This window comes from Herbaspirillum sp. B65 (genome assembly GCF_000333555.1).
GTDB classification, from domain to species: Bacteria; Pseudomonadota; Gammaproteobacteria; order Burkholderiales; family Burkholderiaceae_D; genus Herbaspirillum; species Herbaspirillum rubrisubalbicans.
Map to the genome: position 1 here is coordinate 1 of NZ_BADI01000502.1, position 2,516 is coordinate 2,516.

Consider the following 2,516-nt stretch of genomic DNA (forward strand, 5'->3'; position numbering starts at 1 on the left):
GCCAGGCTTGCTGGCGGCCATCACCATCACCGCCATCACCTTGATGTCGTATGCCGCCATGTCGGGCGTGATCGGCGGCGGCGGCCTGGGTGACCTGGCCATCCGCTACGGCTACCAGCGCTTCCAGACCGAGGTGATGGTGGTCACGGTGGCCATCCTGGTGGTGCTGGTGCAGTTGCTGCAATTCTTCGGCGACCGCCTGGTGCTGCGCTTCACCCGCAAGTAGGTTCCCGGGTTCGCTCCCCACGAAGGACGAATCCCTCGCTGCGTCAACCGACGTTCAATTGATTGTCATACCAAGAATGGAGAAAAACATGATCCGCAAACTGATCCCTCATCTGGTGGCGACCGCCACCCTGGCCTTCGCCGTGGGCGCACACGCCGCCGACAAGCTGGTGATTGCCGCCACTCCGGTGCCGCACGCCGAGATCCTGGAACACATCAAGCCGGTGCTGGCCAAGGAAGGCATCGATCTGCAGGTCAAGGTCTTCACCGACTACGTGCAGCCGGCTGTGCAGACCAACGAGAAACAGGTCGATGGCAACTTCTTCCTGCACCAGCCCTACCTGGACCAGTTCAAGAAGAGCCACAAGAACGATATCGAAGTGCCGATCACCAAGGTCCACGTCGAGCCCTTCGCTGCGTATTCGCAGAAGTACAAGAAGGTGGCCGACATCCCTGAGGGTGCGACCATCGCCATTCCCAATGACCCCTCCAACTCCGGCCGCGCCCTGCTGCTGCTGGCGCGCAATGGTCTCATCAAGCTCAAGGACAGCTCCAACATTTCCTCGACCCAGAAGGACATCGTGGAAAACCCCAAGAAGCTGAAGTTCCGCGCCCTGGAAGCCGCAACCCTGCCGCGCGTGCTCAACCAGGTCGATGTGGCCCTGATCAATACCAACTATGCGCTGGAAGCCAAGCTGAATCCGGTCAAGGATTCGCTGTTCATCGAAGATGCCAACTCGCCCTATGCCAACCTGCTAGTGGCACGTGAAGACAACAAGGACAGCCCCGCCATCAAGAAGCTCGCTGCCGCGCTCAATTCGCCGGATGTGAAGAAATTTATCGAAGAAAAATACCAGGGCGCCATCGTACCGGCCTTCTGAGGCGTTTGGCGATCAGGGCTTTGATGCGTCATGTGAAGAATAAGCTCATGATCGCCACACGAACCGGTAGCAGTCTCAGGCTGCTGTGTATGACTACCAGCCACGGAGTGATCCGTGGCTTTTTTTAAAGGCAGGTAGTGGCACTGAATATGGATGACGGAAGCCTTGGCCTCAGACATTGGCAAGGACCAAGGGCCGAATGCGTGCCTTGATCATTGGCAGCAACTCACGCTGGGCTACGCGAACATCATATTCGGCCTGCAGATTGAGCCAGAATAACGGATCCATCCTGAAATAAACCCCCAGCCGCACTGCCGTATCCACCGTCACAGGGCGTTTTGCATTGATGATTTCACTGATGCGCGATACCGGCACGTCGATATCGGATGCAACCCGCGCTGCCGTTGTGCCCATGGGCTTGATGAACTCCTCCAAGAGGATTTCTCCAGGGTGAATCTCTTCCAATTTCTTTGCCATGATGCTTTCCTAGTGATAGTCCACGATTGCCACATCGTGCGCGGCCTCATCCACCCACTTGAAGCAAATCCGCCACTGATCACTGATGCGGATACCAGAACTCATTTCATCAATAGACGTGAGATGCGTTCTCTGCTGACCTTTACGATCCCCTTTCAGGAGTTCGAGTCGATTACCGGGTGGCACCCTCAATGCTGCAAGATCACGGGCAGCATGAATCATCAGCAGCTTGCGTCTGGCTACGCGCTCGATGTTCTTGAAACGCTGGACCGGATGACTGTTGAAGAGCATCTCAGTATCTGAGCAGCAGAATGAGTGGATCATCTGGAAGAGGATTTTATACCGCATAACAGTTTCCGCAAAACAGAAACTGAAAAATAGAATCCCATCATCCTAAAGCTACTTGGCTCGCAGAGCGCATCCGTCTATTGTTTTTTCCCCATATATTGAAAATTATCGATCTACGAGACAGGCGCAAACTTGGTGATCCCCTGCCCCAAGATCGCCCTCGCTCGGGCAAGGCGGCTTGCCCACCAGAATGAAGGAAGTGCCGAGCACAGCCAGGCACGGTGCCCCACCTATCCCACCGCCTGGCGCAGGTGAAGGATTTCGGTACATACCGCATTGGAGGCGGCGTTGTAGGCGCCATCACTGCCCAGCGATTTCTCGGCCTCGTCGAATTGGCCGACATTGATCAACGCGGCGACCTTGCCGGCTTCGACATGAAATTGCTTGTGGCATTCGACCACGGCTTCAAATTCAGGCTTACTGCCGTACCTGATCCGGCCTTCGCCATGGAGCCACTGGCCCAGTTCGCAGCAATTGTCCTGGGCGATGGAGGCCGCGTCCACTGGCGCCTACGCCTGATCGCGGTGCGCAGTTTGACCTCCATCCGGCGTGCTTGGTGATTGCATCTGCGAGGATCATCTGCCC

At 56.5% G+C, this 2,516-nt stretch carries 4 protein-coding genes and 1 pseudogene; 2 read left to right on the top strand and 3 right to left on the bottom strand.

Annotated elements, in window-relative coordinates; translation table 11 throughout:
• Window positions 1-226, top strand: a pseudogene (locus tag I5W_RS12065) (metal ABC transporter permease); the annotation flags it as partial.
• Between the two features lie 76 nt (window positions 227-302).
• Window positions 303-1,106, top strand: coding sequence for a MetQ/NlpA family ABC transporter substrate-binding protein (locus I5W_RS12070; RefSeq protein WP_374702135.1), 804 nt, complete (start codon window positions 303-305; stop codon window positions 1,104-1,106).
• Window positions 1,107-1,277: 171 nt separating this feature from the next.
• Here the strand turns inward: I5W_RS12070 and I5W_RS12075 are convergent, their stop codons facing one another.
• The 3 genes from I5W_RS12075 to I5W_RS12085 form a co-directional block, all read right to left on the bottom strand.
• Window positions 1,278-1,583: a HigA family addiction module antitoxin gene (locus tag I5W_RS12075; protein WP_044529405.1), complete on the bottom strand. Its 306-nt coding sequence runs from the start codon at window positions 1,581-1,583 to the stop codon at window positions 1,278-1,280.
• Between the two features lie 9 nt (window positions 1,584-1,592).
• A complete protein-coding gene (locus I5W_RS12080) occupies window positions 1,593-1,907 on the bottom strand; it encodes a type II toxin-antitoxin system RelE/ParE family toxin (RefSeq protein WP_044529406.1) in 315 nt (104 codons plus the stop codon).
• Between the two features lie 254 nt (window positions 1,908-2,161).
• Window positions 2,162-2,434, bottom strand: a complete 273-nt coding sequence (locus tag I5W_RS12085) for a CZB domain-containing protein (protein ID WP_252717000.1) — start codon at window positions 2,432-2,434, stop codon at window positions 2,162-2,164.
• Between the last annotated feature and the right edge of the window lie 82 nt (window positions 2,435-2,516).

Excerpts from the sequence above, each read along its gene's own strand:
- I5W_RS12075 (WP_044529405.1), bottom strand. The coding sequence starts at position 1,583 with ATGGCAAAGAAATTGGAAGAGATTCACCCTGGAGAAATCCTCTTGGAG.
- I5W_RS12080 (WP_044529406.1), bottom strand. The coding sequence starts at position 1,907 with ATGATCCACTCATTCTGCTGCTCAGATACTGAGATGCTCTTCAACAGT.
- I5W_RS12070 (WP_374702135.1), top strand. The coding sequence starts at position 303 with ATGGAGAAAAACATGATCCGCAAACTGATCCCTCATCTGGTGGCGACC.